Genomic DNA, 17,343 nt, shown 5'->3' on the forward strand with positions numbered 1-17,343 from the left:
GACCACGGTTTCGAGAGACTCATTCGAAACCGTGGTCCGACCCCGTTTGCCGTTGGCACCCCCCCCCGTTGGCGCCCCCCCGTTGGCGCCCCCCGCTGGCGGCCCCCGCTAGCGGCGCCGCAGCCTTCCCACCCCGCATACGGCGCCGACCGTCCTCACTGCGCGCGCGAAACCAGCGCCCGCATCCGTTTCAGTTTCGGCGTCACCACCGGCACCGTCAGCATGGTGCTGCCGACGGCCATCAGCAGCAGCGCGGTGAAGCTCGGGCTGGTGATGATGTGCTTGTCGAGCAGCACATTGGCGAAGATAATCATAATCAGCGCCTTGGTCTGCAACAGCCAGCCGATCAGCGACGCCTCGCCCTTTTCCCACTTCAAGATCCGTCCCGCCGCGTGCACGCCGGCCAGCTTGCCCGCCACCGACGCCACCAGCAGCACGGCGGCCGCGATGAACACGGCGCCGCCGCCGACCTGCCAGTTGGTGCGCAAGCCGGTGCTGAGGAAGAACACCGGCATAATCAGCAGCAGCACGAAGTGGCGCAGCTTGTCCATATCTTCGCGCTGGAACCAGTCGCCCTCCATCACCATGCCCGACAGGAAAGCGCCCACCATGTAGTGCAGCCCCGACCAGTCGGCGCCCCAGGCGCAGACGGCCAGCCAGATCAGCGCCACATGCCAGCGGTCCGCTTCCGGCAGGCGCGGCATCATGCGCCGGAACAGCCAGGCCAGCACCGCGAACACGGCCAGGAACAGGGCCTGTTTACCGACGCGCTGCCAGTCCAGCAGGATCAGCGCCAGCACGGCCCAGATGGCGACGTCGTCGACGCTGGCGTAGCGCAGGATGCGCTGGCCGATGGGCTGGCGCAGGATGTCGAGCTTTTCCATCAGCAAAATCAGGATGGGCAGCGCCGTCACCGCGCACGACATGCCGATGCCGAGCACGAACTGCCAGGTGTGCGCGGCCGTGCCGACCCAGCCGGCGCCGAAGTTCAGCAAGAAGATCGCGGCGCCGCAGCCGAACAGCAGCGGCACGCCCAGCGCCAGGCCGGCCGTGACGCCGCTCTCGCGCTTGTAGCGCCACAATTGCTTCAGGTCGAGCTCGACGCCGGCGATCATCACGAACACCATCACGGCCCACCACGCCACACCGTTCAGCGCCGCGATCACCGGCGCGCTGAAGACGTAGGCGTAGTAATCGGGGAAGGCGGCGCCCAGCACGCCGGGGCCGAGCAAGATGCCGGCGATGATTTGCACCACCACCAGCGGCGCGAAATAATCGGTGCGGCCCAGGCGCCAGATCAGGTAGGGCACGCTGAGGATGAGCGCCATCGCGATCAAAAATACTTCGGTCACATTCATCGAATTTTTATTCTCAAAAAAGAAACAAGCCGGATTATGCGCGATGGCGACGCGCCCGCGCAAATCAAAAAAAGACCCCGCTTCCGTTGGGAAGGGGGCCCGAAAACACCAGGTGATGCAAACAGCCGCTACAACTCTTTAAATCTACCGCGCTTTCAATCGACGCTTAATAGCGCACGCCGAAGTTGATGCCCGCGGTCACCGGCGGCAGGTACTGCGCCTGCCAGACCACCACGTTATTGGCCGATTGCTGCGCCAGCGCCGCCGTCTTGATGTTGCTGTTCTCGATGTTGCGCACGAAAGCGTCGAGGTACCAGGCCTTGCCCGAGTTGTAACGCAGGCCGAGGTCGGTGCGGGTATAGGACTTTTGCTTGTCGTTCGGATTGTTGGCGACGTTGTTCGGCGTGGCCACACCGCCGTCGAACACGCTCAACCAGCTCGATGCCTCATAGTGCAGGTTGATGCGCGGCACCAGCGTCGCTTCGCCGAAGTGGAACATGTGCTGATATTGCAGCGTGGTGCTGAAGCGCGGCGTGTGCGGCATGCGGTTGCCGGTGATGCTTTCCGAATTGACGCCCGTGGCGGGGTTGGCCGGCATGATCTGGCTGTAGTCGTTGCTGCCCGCCACCAGGGAACCGAGCTTGGCCGTCGGGATGTAGCTGGCGGTCAGCTGCACCTTGTCGTCCGGGCTCAGTTTCGCCGCCAGTTCCGATTCCAGGCCGATGATGCGCGTGATGCCGCCGACGTTGTACAGGTTCAGCGTATGTCCGCCGCCGGGCAGCGTCACCGAGCTGGCGAACTGGTAGCCCTTGAATTCCTCGTCGTAGACCGCGTTATTCCATTTCACCTTGCCGCCGAAGAAGGAGCTCTTGCTGCCGAGTTCATAGCTGGTGATGGTTTCCGGCGCGAAGGTGCCGGCCGCGCCGGCGGAAGCGCCGCCGTCCTGCAGGCCGCCCGACTTGAAGCCGGTCGACACGCTGAGGTAGACCAGGTTGTTGGCGTCGATTTCATACGCCGCCTTCACCAGCCAGGTGGTTTTTTTGTCGCTGTAGGTGCCGGTGTTCAGGTCGTAGGAACTGAGGCCCGAGCCGGGCTGGCCGATGGGCACGCCGTTGTTGTTGTTGACGTTGGGGTCGCTGCTCGGCTGCACCGGCAGGTTGGGCAGCGTCGCGTCGTAGGTCCACGAGAAATCGTTGCCGCCGTTATTGGCCTTTTCATCCTTGGTGTAGCGCACGCCGGCCGTCAAGTGCAGGCTGTCGGTCGGATTCCACGTTTCCTGGGTGAACACGGCCTTCGACTCGACGGTTTCATCGGGCTGGATGAACACGCCCATCCAGTTGATCGGACCCTGGGTGGTGCCGACCTGCTGCGGAATGTCGAAGCGGATGCTGTTGTTTTCATGGCCGTAATAGGCGCCGAGCAGCCAGTCGAGCTCGCGCTTGCCCACCGATTGCAATTGCACTTCGTGGCTGTAGTTCTTGTAGTGCGAATAGTCGGTGTTGTCGAACTGGGTGTTGCCACCGGTGGCGAAGCTGGTCGGCACATTGGCGCCGGCGTTCTGGTCGAAGGTCGAGTTGCCGTTGTAGAGGCCGTAACCGAAGGTGTAGTCCAGCGCCATCGTGTCGTTGATGGCCCAGTCCACGCGGCTGCGGGTGTTGCGCGAATCGCGTTGCTGCGACGGCGCCTGCATGATCAGGGCCGACCACAGGTCCTGGCCGGGACGCGGGTTTTGCATCAGGTTTTCGTTGGGCGTGCCGCGGTCGCGGAAATCTTCGAACGACACATTCCATTTCAGCGCGGGCGTCACTTGCCACAGATAGCTCAGGCGCACCGCCGACTGGTCTTGCGCATTGTATTTCTGGCCGCGCGTGACGTAGTCGTTGGAATTGATGGGCTGGAACGAGGCCAGCGCCGCCGTCGGATTGGCGGCGAAGTAGGCCGCCTGCTGGCTGGCGACCGAGATGTTCGGCGGCGTCTGGAATTTCACATAGCCGTCGTGCTGCTCATGGTCGAAGGCCACGCGCAGGGCCATGCTGTCGTTCAGCGGAATGTTGAAAGCGCCCTTGGCGCCGACCGCGTTGTAGCTGCCCACGCCGGTTTCCAGGTTGTAGGAACTGTCGCCGATGACGGGCTTGGCCGTTTGCATATTGACGGTGCCGACGGTGGAGTTGCGGCCCCACAGCGTGCCCTGCGGGCCGCGCAGCACTTCGATGCCGTCCAGGTCGAACAGCAAAGAGGTCGCGCCTTCCGCGCGCGGCGCGTAGATGCCGTCGACGAAGATGGCCACTTCCGGATCGGCCTGCTCGGTTTTCGCCTGGTCGTTGCCGATGCCGCGCAGCGTCATGGTGATGACGCCGTGGTCGCCCTGGGTGGTGGCCTGGAAGCCCGGCACCAGGGTGGCGATATCCTCGATGTTTTGCACGTGGTTGTCTTCCAGCGACGCGGCCGTCAGCGCCGTGATGGCCACCGGCGTTTTTTGCAGCGAGGTGGCGCGCTTGGTCGCGGTGACGACCACTTCGGGCACGATGGTCGAGGCATTGTCGGCCTTGATCTGGGCCTGGGACTGGGACTGGACCGGCGCGGCGGCGCTGGCCTGGACGTCGGCCTGCGCGTGGGCGACCTGGGTGCTGGCGAGCAGCGTCAAGATGGCCAATTGGATAGGGGTGCCCAGTTTCCGGGGCGTGGGTACGCGGATGTTCATAAGTCTCCTTTTTTCGTTAAGTCACCGCCGGAAGGCCCGCCGGTGCTAACATATTTGTGTGTGTTTCAGATTTCCCTGCTTTTGAAAACGTTTTCAAGTAAAGTGAAAACGTTTTCAATATTCTTGAAACCGTTTTCATAGTACATAATCATTTATCTCGATGTCAATTTAAAAATCATGGCGACGCGCGAAACGTGTGGCGTATAAACATCCCCAGCATGTCGGCAGCCACCGTCCGCGTCCAGAACCACGGAGACTAGTATGGAATCGCAACACCACAGCAGCGGCCGGACGGCGGATCAGGGTCGCGGCCCCGTCAAGAACATCCTCATCGTCGGCGGCGGCACGGCCGGCTGGCTGACGGCCGCCTTCCTGGCCAAGACCCTGGGCATCGACGCCAGCGGCAAGACCGGCGGCGGCGTCGGCATCACCCTGGTCGAGTCGCCCGAGATCGGCATCCTCGGCGTCGGCGAAGGCACCTTCCCCTCCCTGCGCGGCACGCTGGCGGCGATCGGCATCGACGAGGCCCGCTTCGTCAGCGAATGCAACGCCACCTTCAAGCAGGGCGTCAAATTCGTCGACTGGGTGCGCCCGCGCGGCGCGTCCAAGCCGGGCCGCGACCATTACTTCCACCCGTTCAGCATGCCCAGCCAGCGCGCCGGCGGCCCGGAACTGCTGCCCTACTGGCTGCAAGGCGCGGCCGGCGCCGACACCCCGTTCGCGGCCGCCGCCACCATGCAAAAGCGCGTCGCCGACGCGTCGCACGCGCCCAAGCGCAGCGCCGACGCCGACTTCATGGGGCCGTTCAACTACGCCTACCACTTCGACGCCGTGCGCTTCGCCGCGCTGCTGTGCACGCACGCCCAGTCGCTCGGCGTGCGCCGCGTGCAAGCGACCGTCGAGCGCGTGGAACTGGCCGCCGATGGCGCCATCGCCGCCGTCGTCACCGCCGACGGCGCCACGCTGACGGCCGACCTCTACATCGATTGCAGCGGCTTCCGCGCGCGCCTGATCGGCGAGGCGCTGGGCACGCCGTTCAAGGCCATCGACGACGTGCTCTTCGTCGACCGCGCGCTGGCGCTGCAAGTGCCCTACGAGCGGCCCGACGCGCCCATCCCCTCCTACACCATCTCGACCGCGCATGAAGCCGGCTGGACCTGGGACATCGGCCTGCACGAACGGCGCGGCACCGGCTATGTGTATTCCAGCCGCCACACCAGCGACGAGCGCGCCGAACAGGTGCTGCGCGACTACATCGGCCCGGCCAGCGCCGGCCTCACGCCGCGCCTGCTCAAGCTGCGGGTCGGCTACCGCGAACAGCACTGGGTGAAAAACTGCGTGGCCGTCGGCCTGTCCGGCGGCTTCCTGGAGCCGCTGGAATCGTCCGGCATCGGCCTGATCGAAACGGCCGCCTACCTGGTCAGCCATTTGTTCCCGCACGACGGCCAGTTCGAGCCGACCGCCAGACTGTTCAACGAGCTGATGACGGCGCGCTACGAGCGCATCGTCGACTTCGTCAAGCTGCACTATTGCCTGACGCAGCGCAGCGACCATCCGTTCTGGACCGACAACGCCGACCCGGCCAGCATCCCGTCCACGCTGCGCGACAAGCTGGCGATGTGGCGCAGCCGGCCGCCGCACCGGCTCGATTTCATCGTCGACCTGGAAATGTATCCGCCGTCGAGCTGGCAGTACGTGTTGTACGGCATGCAGTTCCAGACGAAGATGGATGCCCACGCCGCCGCGCTGCCGCGCACGGCCGACGCGCGCCGGGAATTCCAGACCATCGCCCAGCTGGCCCAGCGCGCCGTGGCCGACATGCCGACCCACCGCGCCCTCGTCGAGCACTACCGCGCGCGCCACGCCGCGCTGGGACGGCGAGCGGCCTGAGCCGTTGCGGGCGGGCGGGCCGCCGCCCGCCTTTATGCTAAGCTGCGCTGAAAACGGTGGCGCCGAACACGGTGGCGCCGCCGTCCGGCGCGCCGCCATCGGCCGCCGCCACCCGCCACAGGAAGCGATTTGAGCGACGTCCCCAGCCCCACCATTCCCGCCACCCTGACCGACGTCGCGCGCCTGGCCGGCGTGTCGCCCGCCACCGTCTCGCGCATCTTGAACGGCAGCGCCAAGGTGGCCGACGCCAAGCGCGCCGCCGTGCTCGCCGCCATCGCGCAGATGAATTTCGCGCCCAACCAGATGGCGCGCGGCCTCAAGCAGGGCCGCTCGATGACCATCGGCATCGTGGTGCAAGACATTTCCAGCCCCTTCTTCGACGAAACGCTGCGCGGCGTGGACGCCGGCCTCAAGGCCACCGGCTACACCAGCGTCATCGTCTCCGGCCACTGGGACGCGCAGGAAGAAGCCGAGCGCATCCGGCTGCTGCTGGCGCGCAAGGTCGATGGCATCATCTTGCTGGCCGGCCGCCTGTCCGACGAGGCCGTGCGCCAGTTCGCCGGCCACTGCCCCATCGTCTCGACCGGCCGCGACCTGCGCACCGGCAACGCCATCGGCTTCAAGATCGACAATGAATACGGCGCCTACATGGCGGCCCGCCACTTGATCGAACTGGGCCACGAGCGCATCGCCTTCGTCACCGGCCCGGCCAGCAGCAGCGACGCCAACGAGCGCCTGGCCGGCTACCGCCGCGCGCTGCACGAAGCCGGCCTCGACAGCGATCCCGCGCTGATCGTCGCCGGCGACTTCCACGAGGCCAGCGGCCTGCTGGCCGTGGCCCAGCTGCTCGAGCGCCGCACCGGCTACACGGCGGTGTTCGCCGCGAACGACTTGAGCGCCTACGGCGTGCGGCTGGGCCTGTACCGCCGCGGCATCCGCGTGCCGGAAGATATTTCGCTGATCGGTTTCGACGACTTGCCCGGCTCCTCGTACACGGCGCCGCCGCTGAGCACGGTGCGCCAGCCTTTGTACGAGCTCGGCCGCATCGCCACCGGCGCCCTGCTGAGCCTGCTCAAGGGCGAACCGGCCTACCGCGACGTGCCGCCGCTGGAGCTGGTGGTGCGCGAAACGACGCGCCAGCGCCGTTGACGGTCGGCCGCCTTGGCGCCCCGCCTTGGCGCGCCGCCTTGGCGCCCCGCCTTGGCGCTGCCTCCCGATTTAGCGACGTCCAGCACGGCCGGCGCGGCCGGCGCCGCCACACACGCGCCGCGCAAACGCAATCTTACCTATGATTGCACTTGAGCCGATGATAAGATCGTCACCGTCCGCCGCGCCGGTCGCGGCCAGGTCGGCACACAGATGAAAGCGACCCCATGCCGCAAACAAGCTTGGATACAGGCAGCACCCTGGGCCGCGGCAAAGGCATCATGGCCGCCGCCCTGCTGCTGCTGGTGATACAGGCCGCGGTCTTCATCGGGCAGGGCCAGCGCTTCTTGCGCAGCGAAGCGCGCCAGGAAGACGCCGGCGTCCAGCTGCTGCGCTGCCGCGAACTGCTGGCCGACCTGCAGGACGCCGAAACGGGCCAGCGCGGCTATCTGCTGACCGGCGCCGAAACCTATCTGCGGCCCTACCAGCGCGCCACCGGCCATTTCGACGACCGCCTGCTGCGCACCGGCCAGCTGCTGCTGCGCAGCCATCCCGACATGGACGGCCCGCTGCGCCAACTGCAAGCGCTGATCGAGCACAAGATGGTCGAAATGGCCGACACCATCCGCCTGCGTGCCAACGGCGACGGCGCGGCCGCGCTGCGGCGCATGCTCGACGGCGACGGCCGCAGCGACATGGAACAAATCCGCGCCGTGCTCGACACGCTGATGCTGCAAGTGCGCAGCGAGCGCACCGCGCTCAACCAGGAACTGTCGGACCACGTGCGCAAGGCCGGCTGGGTCTTGCTGTCGATCTTGCTGACGGTGGTGCTCATGGCCGGCCTCGGCATGCGCGAACTGGTGGCCGTGGCGCGCCGCAACGAGGAACTGTCGCGCCGCCTGCAATTCGAATCGACCCACGACGAGCTGACCGGCCTGCCCAACCGCCGCCTGCTGTACATGCGCCTGAGCCAGCTGACCGGCGCCGCGCCGCACGCCGCGTGCGCCGTGCTGTTCCTGGGCCTGGAAGGCCTCAAGCCCATCAACGACGAGCTCGGCCGCGAAGTGGGCGACGAGGTGCTGCGCCAGCTGGCGCCGCGCCTGGCCGCCGCCGCGCCCGGCGCGCTGCTGGTGCGGCTGGCCGGCGACGAGTTCGCCCTGCTGCTGACGCTGGACGTGTCGCGCGCCGCGCTCAAGTTGCAGACCGGCCGCCTGCTGGCCGTGCTGGCCACGCCGCTGCCGCAGCTGGCGCCCATGCCGCCCGGGGCGCTGGGCGCCAGCGTCGGCATCGCGCTCTACCCGCTGCACGGCAAGACGCCCGAACACTTGATCGCGGCGGCCGACATCGCGCTGCAACAGGCCAGGCGCAGCGGCAGCGGCCGCTACCGCTTCGCCGCCGATCTGAGCGACGCGCCGCTCGACGCCGGCCTGCCCGCATGAGCGCGCATAGTCCACATGAGCCCGGCAGCGGGGCGCGCGCCACGCGCCTTTTCACGTGTCCTGGCACGCGTCCGGCCACGCATCGCGCCCGCCCGCGCCGGCCCACCCTCCCCTGACCACGCCGCCATGACCACCAAGCGCCTGCTGCCCAAGACCCTCAAGTTCCGGCTCTCGACCATGGTCGTGCTGCTGGTGCTGGCGGCCACCGTGATCGTCACCTACCTGTCGCTGATGCTGGCGCAGCGCGACATGAAAGCCATCATCGGCCAGCAGCAGTACGCCGCGCTGGCCGGCGCCGCCGCCTATCTCGACGACCACCTCGACGCCAAGAAGACGCTGCTGACATCGCTGGCCGAGTCGGTGCCGCCCGAGGCGCTCGACCAGCCGGCCGCGCTGCACCGGTTCCTGCTGGCCCACCCCTCGGTGCGCAACGAATTCGCCAGCGTCATTGTGTTCGACCGGCATGGCGAGCTGGTCGACATGTTCACCAACGCGCCCACCATCACGCGCCTGCCCAACGCCACCGGCCGGCCGTATTTCGACCAGACCCTGCTCAAGCGCAAGCCCCTCATTTCCGCGCCCTTCCGCAGCAAGCTGTCGAACCGGCCCGTGGTCGCCATCACCGCGCCGGTGTTCGACCGCAAGGGCGAGCTGATGCTGGTCGTGGTCGGCAGCATCAACCTCCAGCAAACCCATTTGCTCGACGCCCTGGCCGGCCTGCGGCCGGGCCGCAGCGGCTATATCTACATCATGACCGGCGCCGGCGATCTGATCAGCCATCCCGACAAGACGCGCCTGCTGACCAACATCGGCGCCGGCCCGCACAGCCCGGCCGCCACCCGTTTGGCGCTGGCCGGCGACGACGGCTGGACCGAGGCCGCCGACAGCGACGGCGTCGACAGCCTGTACGCCTACAAGCACCTGAGCGCCACCGCCTGGATCGTCGCCAGCCGCTTCCCCACCGACGAGGCGCTGGCGCCGCTGATCCGCCAGCGCCTCGACGCCGCCGCCGCCGCCGCCCTGTTCGCGCTGGTGGCCGGCCTGCTGGCCTGGTACGGCGTGCGCCACCTGCTCACGCCGCTCGAACAACTGCGGCGCCACATCGCCGACATCCTGCTGCGGCGCGCCGGCATCGCCGTGCTGCAACTGGACCGCGACGATGAAATCGGCGAATTGAGCGGCGCCTTTTACCGCCTGATGAACGAGCGCGAAACGGCCCAGGCCCAGACCCGCGCCGGCGCCTCGCTGATCCGCAACATCCTGGAACGGGCGCCCGACGCCTTCGTCAGCTGCGACGACCAGGGCGTGATCCAGGAGTGGAACGCCCAGGCCGAAACCATGTTCGGCTGGAGCCGCGACGAGGCCGTCGGCGAAAACATCACCCTGGTGATCCCCGCGCGCCTACAGGGCGGCCACCGCGCCGGCATGCACGGCTTCGCGCAGAGCGGCGCCGGCGCCATCATCAACCAGCGCGTGCGGGTGCCGGCCATGCACCGCGACGGCCGCGAAATCCCGGTCGAGCTGTCGGTCGGCGCGCTGCACACCGGCGACGGCTATCTGGCCACCGCCTTCATCCACGACGTCTCGCAGCGCATCGCCTTCGAGGACCAGATCGCGGCGCGCGAAAAACACATCCGCACCATCGCCGACAACCTGCCGGCGCTGATCGCCTATCTCGACCGCGACGCCCGCTTCCAGTTCACCAACAGCCACTACCAGCAGCTGTGGGACATCGACCCGGCCGCCATGCTGGGCCGGACCGTGAACGAGGTGTTCGGCCAGGTCGCGCAGGGCTGGCAGGCCGACCTCGAACTCGCCTTGCGCGGCCAGCGCCTGCACTACGAGCGCGAAACGCAAAAAGACGGCGCCGTGGTGCACCTGATGATGGACCTGATCCCCGACGTCGGCGCCGACGGCGCCGTGCAGGGCATCTACCTGATGGGCATGAACATCACCGAGCGCAAGAACGCCGAGCTGCGCCAGGCCGCCAGCGAAAAGCAGGCCGACGCCGCCAGCCGCGCCAAGAGCGAATTCGTGGCCAATATGAGCCACGAAATCCGCACCCCGATGAACGCCGTGCTGGGCATCGCCTACCTGCTGGGGAACACCGAGCTCAGCTCCGTGCAGCGCAAATACCTGGACATGATACTGGCGTCCGGCAACGCGCTGCTGGGCATACTGAACGACGTGCTCGACTTTTCCAAGATCGAGGCCGGCCGCATGGAACTGGCGCCCGTGCCCTTCCTGCTGAACGACGTGCTCAACGCCATCGCCACCGTGATGACGCTGAACGCGGCCGACAAGGACATCGAGCTGGCCATCGGCGTCGAGGCCGACGTGCCGCAGTCGCTGCTGGGCGACGCCATGCGCCTGCAGCAGGTGCTGACCAATCTGGTGTCGAACGCCGTCAAGTTCACCGAGCGCGGCGAAGTGTCCATGCTGGTCGAACTGGTCGAGCGCGTGGGCGACGCCGCCACCCTGCGCTTCCGGGTGCGCGACAGCGGCATCGGAATCAGCGGCGAGCAGCGCGCGCGCCTGTTCACGGCCTTCACCCAGGCCGACGCCTCGACCACGCGCCGCTTCGGCGGCACCGGCCTCGGGCTGGCGATCTGCCGCCGCCTCATCACGCTGATGGGCGGCGACATCGACGTCGCCAGCACGGTCGGCGCCGGCAGCGAATTCAGCATCACGCTGCCGCTGATGGTGCTGGCGGCGGCCGACGGCGGCGCGGCCGGCATCGCGCGGCCGGCGCCCGAGCGCGCGCTGCACGGCCTGCTTCTGCTGGTGGTCGACGACAACGCCACCAGCCGCGACTACCTGTGCAAGACGATACGGTCGTGGCAGTGGCAGGTCGACAGCGCCGACTCCGGCGCGCACGCCTTGCAGCAATTGCAGCGGCATTACGCGGCCGGCCTGCGCTACGACGCCATCCTGACCGACTGGCAAATGCCGGGCATGGACGGCCTGGAGACGATGGCCTCGCTGCGCGCGACGCTGCCGACGGCCGAGCTGCCGGTGGTGGTCATGGTCAGCGCCTACGGCCGCGAAAAGCTGATGCGGGCCGCCGCCGCGCCGCAGGCCGATGCCATCCTCATCAAGCCGGTCACGGCGTCCAGCCTGTTCGACACGCTGCATGAAGCGCTGGCGCACCGGGCCAGCCTGGGCGGCGCCGCCGCGCCAGGCCTGCCCGCGCGCGCCGCGCCGGACGACGACGCCGAACGGGCGCGGCCGCTGGCCGGCGTGCGCCTGCTGCTGGTGGAAGACAATGCGCTCAACCAGGTGGTGGCGCGCGGCATCCTCGAACACGCCGGCGCCCGCATCGACGCCGTCGACAACGGCCAGCTGGCCGTCGACCTGCTGCGCCACGCCGCCGCCGCTTACGACGCCGTGCTGATGGACGTGCAGATGCCGGTCATGGACGGCATGGAAGCGACCCGCATCCTGCGCGGCGAACTGGGCTTGCGCCTGCCCATCCTGGCGATGACGGCCGGCGTGATGGAATCCGAGCGCGAGCACTGCCAGCGGGTGGGCATGAACGACTTCATCGCCAAGCCCATCGACATCGAGCAGATGCTGGCCGTCATCACGCGCAACGTCGCCGCGCGCCGCGCGGACGCCGAGCTGAACCTGGCCCCCGGCGCGCCGCCGCCCTAGCGCCGCCCGTGGCGCCCCCTTGGCGTAAGGCGCGTCCGCAGGCATACTATCGGCTCATCAATTCTGAAGGGCTGTGAACATGGCGGAAGAAACTCGCGCACCGTGGCTGAACCACATGGCGCTGACCACGGTCGTGCTGGCCGTCTGCGCCACGCTGTCGACGTTCAAGGGCGGTTCGTATTCGACGCTGAGCGTCATCAGCCAGGCGCAATCGTCGGACCAGTGGGCCTTCTACCAGGCCAAGAGCACCAAGCAACACCTGTACGAACTGCAGGTGGACCAGCTGCGCCTGCAAGCGCTGGCGCTGGCGCCGGCCAACCCCGCGCACGCCGCCTTCGACGCCAAAGTCGCCGACTACCAGCAGCAGATCGCGCGCTACAACGGCGAGAAAAAAGCCTTGCAGGACAAGGCCAAGGAGCTCGAACAGCAGCGCGACGACGCCAAGGCGCACGGCAAGCCCTTCGGCCTGGCCGTGATCTTCCTGCAAGTGGCGATTTTGCTCAATTCGATCTCCGGCCTGCTCAAGGCCAAACGCGTGTGGTGGACATCGATCCCGGTCGCGCTGGCCGGCGTGGCCCTGTTCGCCAACGGCTTCCTGTCGCTGTTTTAACGGCGTCCGATGCCGCCTGCGCCGTTATGTACCCTAGCGCACAGATGTCGAGTGACAAGACAGGCATAGTGCGACTGGGGATGCAAGCTATCCATCTACAACAATTATTCCATCTGGGAGAACGATATGAAATCACTCAAGAATCCGCTGAAAATCGCCGTCGCCCTCGGCGCGCTGGCGCTGACCTCGCAGGCCATGGCACAAATCACGTTCTACGAGCATGACGGCTGGCACGGCCGCACCTTCAGCGCCGACGCCCCGGTCGACAATTTCCAGAACGTCGGCTTCAACGACCGCGCCTCGTCCGTCGTGGTCGACGGCGGCCGCTGGGAAGTGTGCACCGACGCCTACTTCCGCGGCCGCTGCGTGGTGCTCAAGCCGGGCAGCTACCAGTCGCTGAGCGGCATGGGCCTGAACGACCAGATCTCGTCGGTGCGCCCGGTCGGCCACCGCGACCACTACGACAACGAAGCGCCGCCGCCGCTGCCGCAAGCGACCTATGAATACCGCCGCCGTCCGCAGGAAAACCTGTACGAAGCGCCGGTGACGTCGGTGCACGCGGTGGTCGGTCCGCCGGAGCAGCGCTGCTGGGTCGACCGCGAGCAGGTGCAGGAAGCGCCGCGTAGCAACGCGGCCGGCACCGTCGTCGGCGCCATCCTCGGCGGCGTGCTCGGTCACCAGATCGGCGGCGGCAGCGGACGCCAGGTCGCCACCGCCGGCGGCGCCATCGCCGGCGCCGTGGTCGGCTCGAATGTCAGCGGCAGCAGCGGCGGCACCTACGACCGCGACGTGCGCCGCTGCGAAAATGTCGCCAGCCACACCCCGGCCTACTGGGACGTGACCTACAACTACCGCGGCACCGAACACCACGTGCAACTGTCCTCCGCGCCGGGTAACACCATCCCGGTCAACCGCGACGGCGAACCGCGCATGTAAGCGAGCGCGGCCGGCGTCACAGCACGGTTGCGTGAATTCGGGGTCGGACCACGGTCTTGACCCCGATTGCCGTCGCGCTCCGCCCACCCGCCCACCGCTTCATTTACACAAAAGATGTTTTATTGACCAGCTTCCCGGCTTATACTCAGCGTGGCGGCGGCGGCGTCGCGCACCCACGGGGGACGGCATGATGGAAGCGATTTCACTCACCATAATTGTTCCGGCGTACAACGCGCAGCGCCACATCGGCGCCTGCCTGGCCGCGATTTGCGGCCAGATGCGCAGCCATCACGAATTAATCGTCGTCAACGTCGCGTCCAGCGACGGCACGCTGGACCTGGTCCGGCGCCAACAGCGGCAATTCCACAACATCAATTTCACCGTCTGCGGCCAGGACCGGCCGGACGTGGCCGGCGCGCGCCATCGCGGCGCCTGCCTCGCGCGCGGCGACTACCTGGCCTTTGTCGGCGGCGACGAGTTGTTGCCGCCCGGCGCGCTGGAGGCCATCGACCGGCTGATCGCCCGCCGCGCGCCGGAACTGGCGCACTGCGTGCGCCTCGGCCACGATGGCGGCCACCACCTGGCCGCGCCGCCCGTCCAGGCGCCCGCCCAGTTCCCCATGGCCCAACTATTCGCCCGCGAGCGCCGCGCCGATCCGCGACCGGTCCATCAGTCGGACTGATAAAGCCGGACTGATACCAAAGAGCTAAATCGTTTAAACGATTGATATCGTTCAGCGGCCAAGCCGCGCCCGCGCCCCGGCGTCACGGACACAGCGGCATGCCCGGCTGGTAGCCCAGCGAACCGGCCCGGACGATGGCGGTGGCCGGCGGCAGCGGAAAACTCAACTTCACCAGCGGCAGCATGGGCGCATAGGCGAGCGGCGGACAGGCGCCGGCGCCGGCGCCGCACAGCATCACCTGCACCAGTCCGATGCAGGCGGCGCCGTTCGGGTCGTGCACGCAGTTGACGACGTTGCGCGCCGGGCAGGCCGGCATGGCGCTGGCGCCGACCGGCGTCAGCGTCAGCACGGCGCCGCTGCGGGCCACCGACAGATACTGGATTTGGATGCTCTGGTCGGTGACCGGGTCGCCCAGCAGCAGCGCGCCGGCAGTCGAGCGGAACACGGCTTGCCGGCGCAGCGCGGCCATCGCGGCCGGCGAGCTGAAATCGGTCACGGCCGCCATCTGCGCGGCGCGGCGCGTCACTTCCTGCAAGGTGTTGAACAGGTAGAGCGCGCGCGCCACTTCGATCACGCCGAAGATGAAGGTGAAGAACACGATGGCCAGCAGCGCGAACTCGACCGTGATGATGCCGGCCTGGACGGCGCGGCCGCCCCGCCGGCGCGCTACGGCTGCCGGCCTATCAGCGGCGGGCGGCTTAGTTACCGACATAGGCCATCGTCACGTCCGCCTGCAACGTCAAGCCGAGAAAGCCGATGGTGTCGAAGGTGTATTCGCTGAACAAATTGTCCGGCAGCGCCAGCCTCACCTGCACGCGGATCACGGTCGGCGGGGCGACATTGCCGCAATCGCCGCCGTCGCACTGCAGGCTGGGCGTCGAATAAAACGGCATGCCCGGCGTATCGGCCGCGATTATGGCCTGGGCCACCAGCAATTGCTGGCCGGCGCGGGCCGGCGTGGCCATGTCGATCTGCGCCACGGTGGCCAGGTAGAGCGCGGCGTCGTGCGCGGCTTTTTGTGCCACCGCCTGGTAGTAAAACGCGCGCCCCAGCACGGCCGGACAGGCCAGCAGCGCGAAAACGAAGGGCAGCATGACGGCCAGCTCGACCGCCGCCACGCCCCCCTGCCCGCGCCCCGGCCGCTTCACTGGAACAGCTCCACCTGGCCGCCCAGCGCCGACTCCGGCGCGATGCCCGCGAATTCGGCGCTGAGGACGGTCGCGCTGGCCGGCACCGTCATGAAGAATTTGCCGACCGCCAGCACGGTCGCCAGCACGGTGACGCCGCCGGCGACCGGGCAGGACAGCAAGGGCACATTGAGCACGCGGCGCTGCTTCCACCCCGGCAGGTTGGGCGCCGACGGCGCCAGAAAATAATTCGCGGCCAGACCCAGATAAGGCGGCTTGGCCGGATAGCTGCCGGGGGCCGGCACCGGCGGATACAGGATGGGCCAGCTCGTCACCGCCAAGGTCGGGTAGCCGGCGGCCGGTTCGACGCCGCCGGCCGCCGTGTAGGCCGCGTACGGCACCGCCCTGGCGTAGGCCCACAGCGGCCCGTAGGCCGGCGCCGTGTTGCCGCTCAGCGGAGGCGGCGCATCGGCGATGGTCCAGCGCACCGTGGCGCCCGACGCGGTGGCGGCGCTCTGGGTGGCCGGCGCGGTGCCGGCCGGCAGCTTGTTCATCCAGCCCTATGCCGCCGGCGTAGGGGTAGGCCATGATGTTGCTGTCGGGCGGCGCGCCGTTCGGCGTGCACGGGCCGCCGGCAAACTGGTCGAAGCGCGAATTGAGCGCCAGCGCCAGGGCGCCGAGCGGAAAATAGCGCTGCACCGTGAGCTGGGCGCCCACCACGTGCGGCAAGGCCACGCTGCCGGCGCAGGCGAACGGCGCCACCGCCGCCGGCGTCAGATTGGCCGCCGAGCCGAGGGCGCCGGCCGGGTCGAGCGGGTCGACGACGAAATTTTCCGCCGTCGCCGCGCCGGGATTGAGCTGCATCAAATCGTAGGCCACGCCGCGGCGGAAGCCGTATTCGACCAGTTCGACGTAGGCGGCGCTGCCGTTGTTGTTGCGCGGCGCCGCCGCCAGCGGCGATATGGCGCAGATGGCCAGCGGTGTGATGTTGAGCGTGGCGCGTCCGGCCACGGCGCGGCCACGGGTGGCCACGCTGGCCAGCGCGTCCGACAGCACGCGCATGAAAACGGTTTCAATCACACCGGGCGCCGAGTCGAGCAAGCTGGTGTCGGCCTTGACGTAAAGCAGCGTGGCCGGCGCCGACTGGGCCGAGGAGGCCGTCAGCCAGCCGCTGCCGTCGACGGCGGTCGGCGAGGCGCCGAATTGCAGCGCCTGATCCTGCCAGCCCAGCGCCCGGCCGTTATAGGTCGACAGATAGGTGGCCGCCAGCGCGCTGGCGCTCTGCAAGGCGCGGCCGATGCCCTGCGCCGTGCCGTCGAGCTGGCGCGCGGCCGCCAGCGCGGTGGCGTCGGCCACCGTTTGCAGCGCGGCCTTGCGGTTGTACAGCTGCGCCAGGTCGAGCGCCATGCCGATGAAGCCCAGCAGGCCGACCACCATCAGCGCGAAGACGATGGCGAAGGCGCCGCCCTGCCGCGCCGTCGCCGGGGCCGCCATCGCCGGCAGGGGCGGTATCGCCGGCGCGGTCGGCCGGTTCGCTGCGACCGCCACCGTCGGCGCGCTCGCCGGACCGCCGGCGCCGGGCGCGCGGCGTCTCTGTCCATCCATGTCCATCTCCGGTTGCATATCGTCGGCTTTCGCCTCCCGACGGTCGGGAGCGCCAAGCCGGACTTGATTCTATCCAGTAGGAAATTATCGGAATTGATCGGGGACAAGGAGCGCTGGCGCGCGGCACACAACCGTGGCCGCCGCCACCCCCTGTTTCGCGGCCCGCACAGTTGCAGCGCGCTGGAAACTTTGTTT

General features: G+C 68.2%; 11 protein-coding genes. 7 read left to right on the forward strand and 4 right to left on the reverse strand.

Going from position 1 to position 17,343, the window contains the following annotated elements:
* Nucleotides 1-155 precede the first annotated feature (155 nt).
* Both Q0S71_RS16730 and Q0S71_RS16735 read right to left on the reverse strand, forming a co-directional pair.
* Nucleotides 156-1,358, reverse strand: a complete 1,203-nt coding sequence (locus Q0S71_RS16730) for a cation:proton antiporter (RefSeq protein WP_295998112.1) — start codon at nt 1,356-1,358, stop codon at nt 156-158.
* A 166-nt stretch (nt 1,359-1,524) separates the two neighbouring features.
* On the reverse strand, nt 1,525-4,059 hold the full coding sequence (locus Q0S71_RS16735; protein WP_295998115.1) for a TonB-dependent receptor: 2,535 nt from the start codon (nt 4,057-4,059) through the stop codon (nt 1,525-1,527).
* A 261-nt stretch (nt 4,060-4,320) separates the two neighbouring features.
* On the opposite strand from Q0S71_RS16735, the gene Q0S71_RS16740 reads away from it, so the two are divergent.
* The 7 genes from Q0S71_RS16740 to Q0S71_RS16770 all read left to right on the forward strand — a co-directional run bounded on the left by Q0S71_RS16740 (nt 4,321) and on the right by Q0S71_RS16770 (nt 14,416).
* Nucleotides 4,321-5,949 (forward strand): tryptophan halogenase family protein, encoded by a 1,629-nt coding sequence (locus Q0S71_RS16740; RefSeq protein WP_295998118.1) that lies wholly within the window; start codon nt 4,321-4,323, stop codon nt 5,947-5,949.
* Nucleotides 5,950-6,078: 129 nt separating this feature from the next.
* On the forward strand, nt 6,079-7,098 hold the full coding sequence (locus Q0S71_RS16745; RefSeq protein WP_295998120.1) for a LacI family DNA-binding transcriptional regulator: 1,020 nt from the start codon (nt 6,079-6,081) through the stop codon (nt 7,096-7,098).
* A gap of 239 nt (nt 7,099-7,337) precedes the next feature.
* The gene (locus tag Q0S71_RS16750; RefSeq protein ID WP_295998122.1) at nt 7,338-8,534 is read left to right on the forward strand and encodes a diguanylate cyclase; all 1,197 of its coding nucleotides are present in this window, start codon (nt 7,338-7,340) and stop codon (nt 8,532-8,534) included.
* 126 nt (nt 8,535-8,660) lie between these two features.
* Entirely contained in the window at nt 8,661-12,188 is a 3,528-nt protein-coding gene (locus Q0S71_RS16755) for a response regulator (protein ID WP_295998126.1), read from the forward strand.
* Nucleotides 12,189-12,267: 79 nt separating this feature from the next.
* A complete protein-coding gene (locus Q0S71_RS16760; protein WP_295998129.1) occupies nt 12,268-12,798 on the forward strand; it encodes a DUF4337 domain-containing protein in 531 nt (176 codons plus the stop codon).
* A gap of 126 nt (nt 12,799-12,924) precedes the next feature.
* Complete coding sequence (locus Q0S71_RS16765; RefSeq protein WP_295998131.1) at nt 12,925-13,734, forward strand: beta/gamma crystallin-related protein; 810 nt, start codon at nt 12,925-12,927, stop codon at nt 13,732-13,734.
* Between the two features lie 190 nt (nt 13,735-13,924).
* Nucleotides 13,925-14,416 (forward strand): glycosyltransferase family A protein, encoded by a 492-nt coding sequence (locus Q0S71_RS16770; RefSeq protein WP_295998135.1) that lies wholly within the window; start codon nt 13,925-13,927, stop codon nt 14,414-14,416.
* 82 nt (nt 14,417-14,498) lie between these two features.
* Here the strand turns inward: Q0S71_RS16770 and Q0S71_RS16775 are convergent, their stop codons facing one another.
* A complete protein-coding gene (locus Q0S71_RS16775; RefSeq protein WP_295998138.1) occupies nt 14,499-15,128 on the reverse strand; it encodes a TadE/TadG family type IV pilus assembly protein in 630 nt (209 codons plus the stop codon).
* The gene (locus Q0S71_RS16780; RefSeq protein WP_295998142.1) at nt 15,115-17,148 is read right to left on the reverse strand and encodes a TadE/TadG family type IV pilus assembly protein; all 2,034 of its coding nucleotides are present in this window, start codon (nt 17,146-17,148) and stop codon (nt 15,115-15,117) included. Before Q0S71_RS16780 ends, Q0S71_RS16775 begins: the two co-directional genes overlap by 14 nt.
* Between the last annotated feature and the right edge of the window lie 195 nt (nt 17,149-17,343).

Source organism: Rugamonas sp. (assembly GCF_025354735.1).
In the GTDB taxonomy this organism is placed as follows: Bacteria; Pseudomonadota; Gammaproteobacteria; order Burkholderiales; family Burkholderiaceae_D; genus Rugamonas.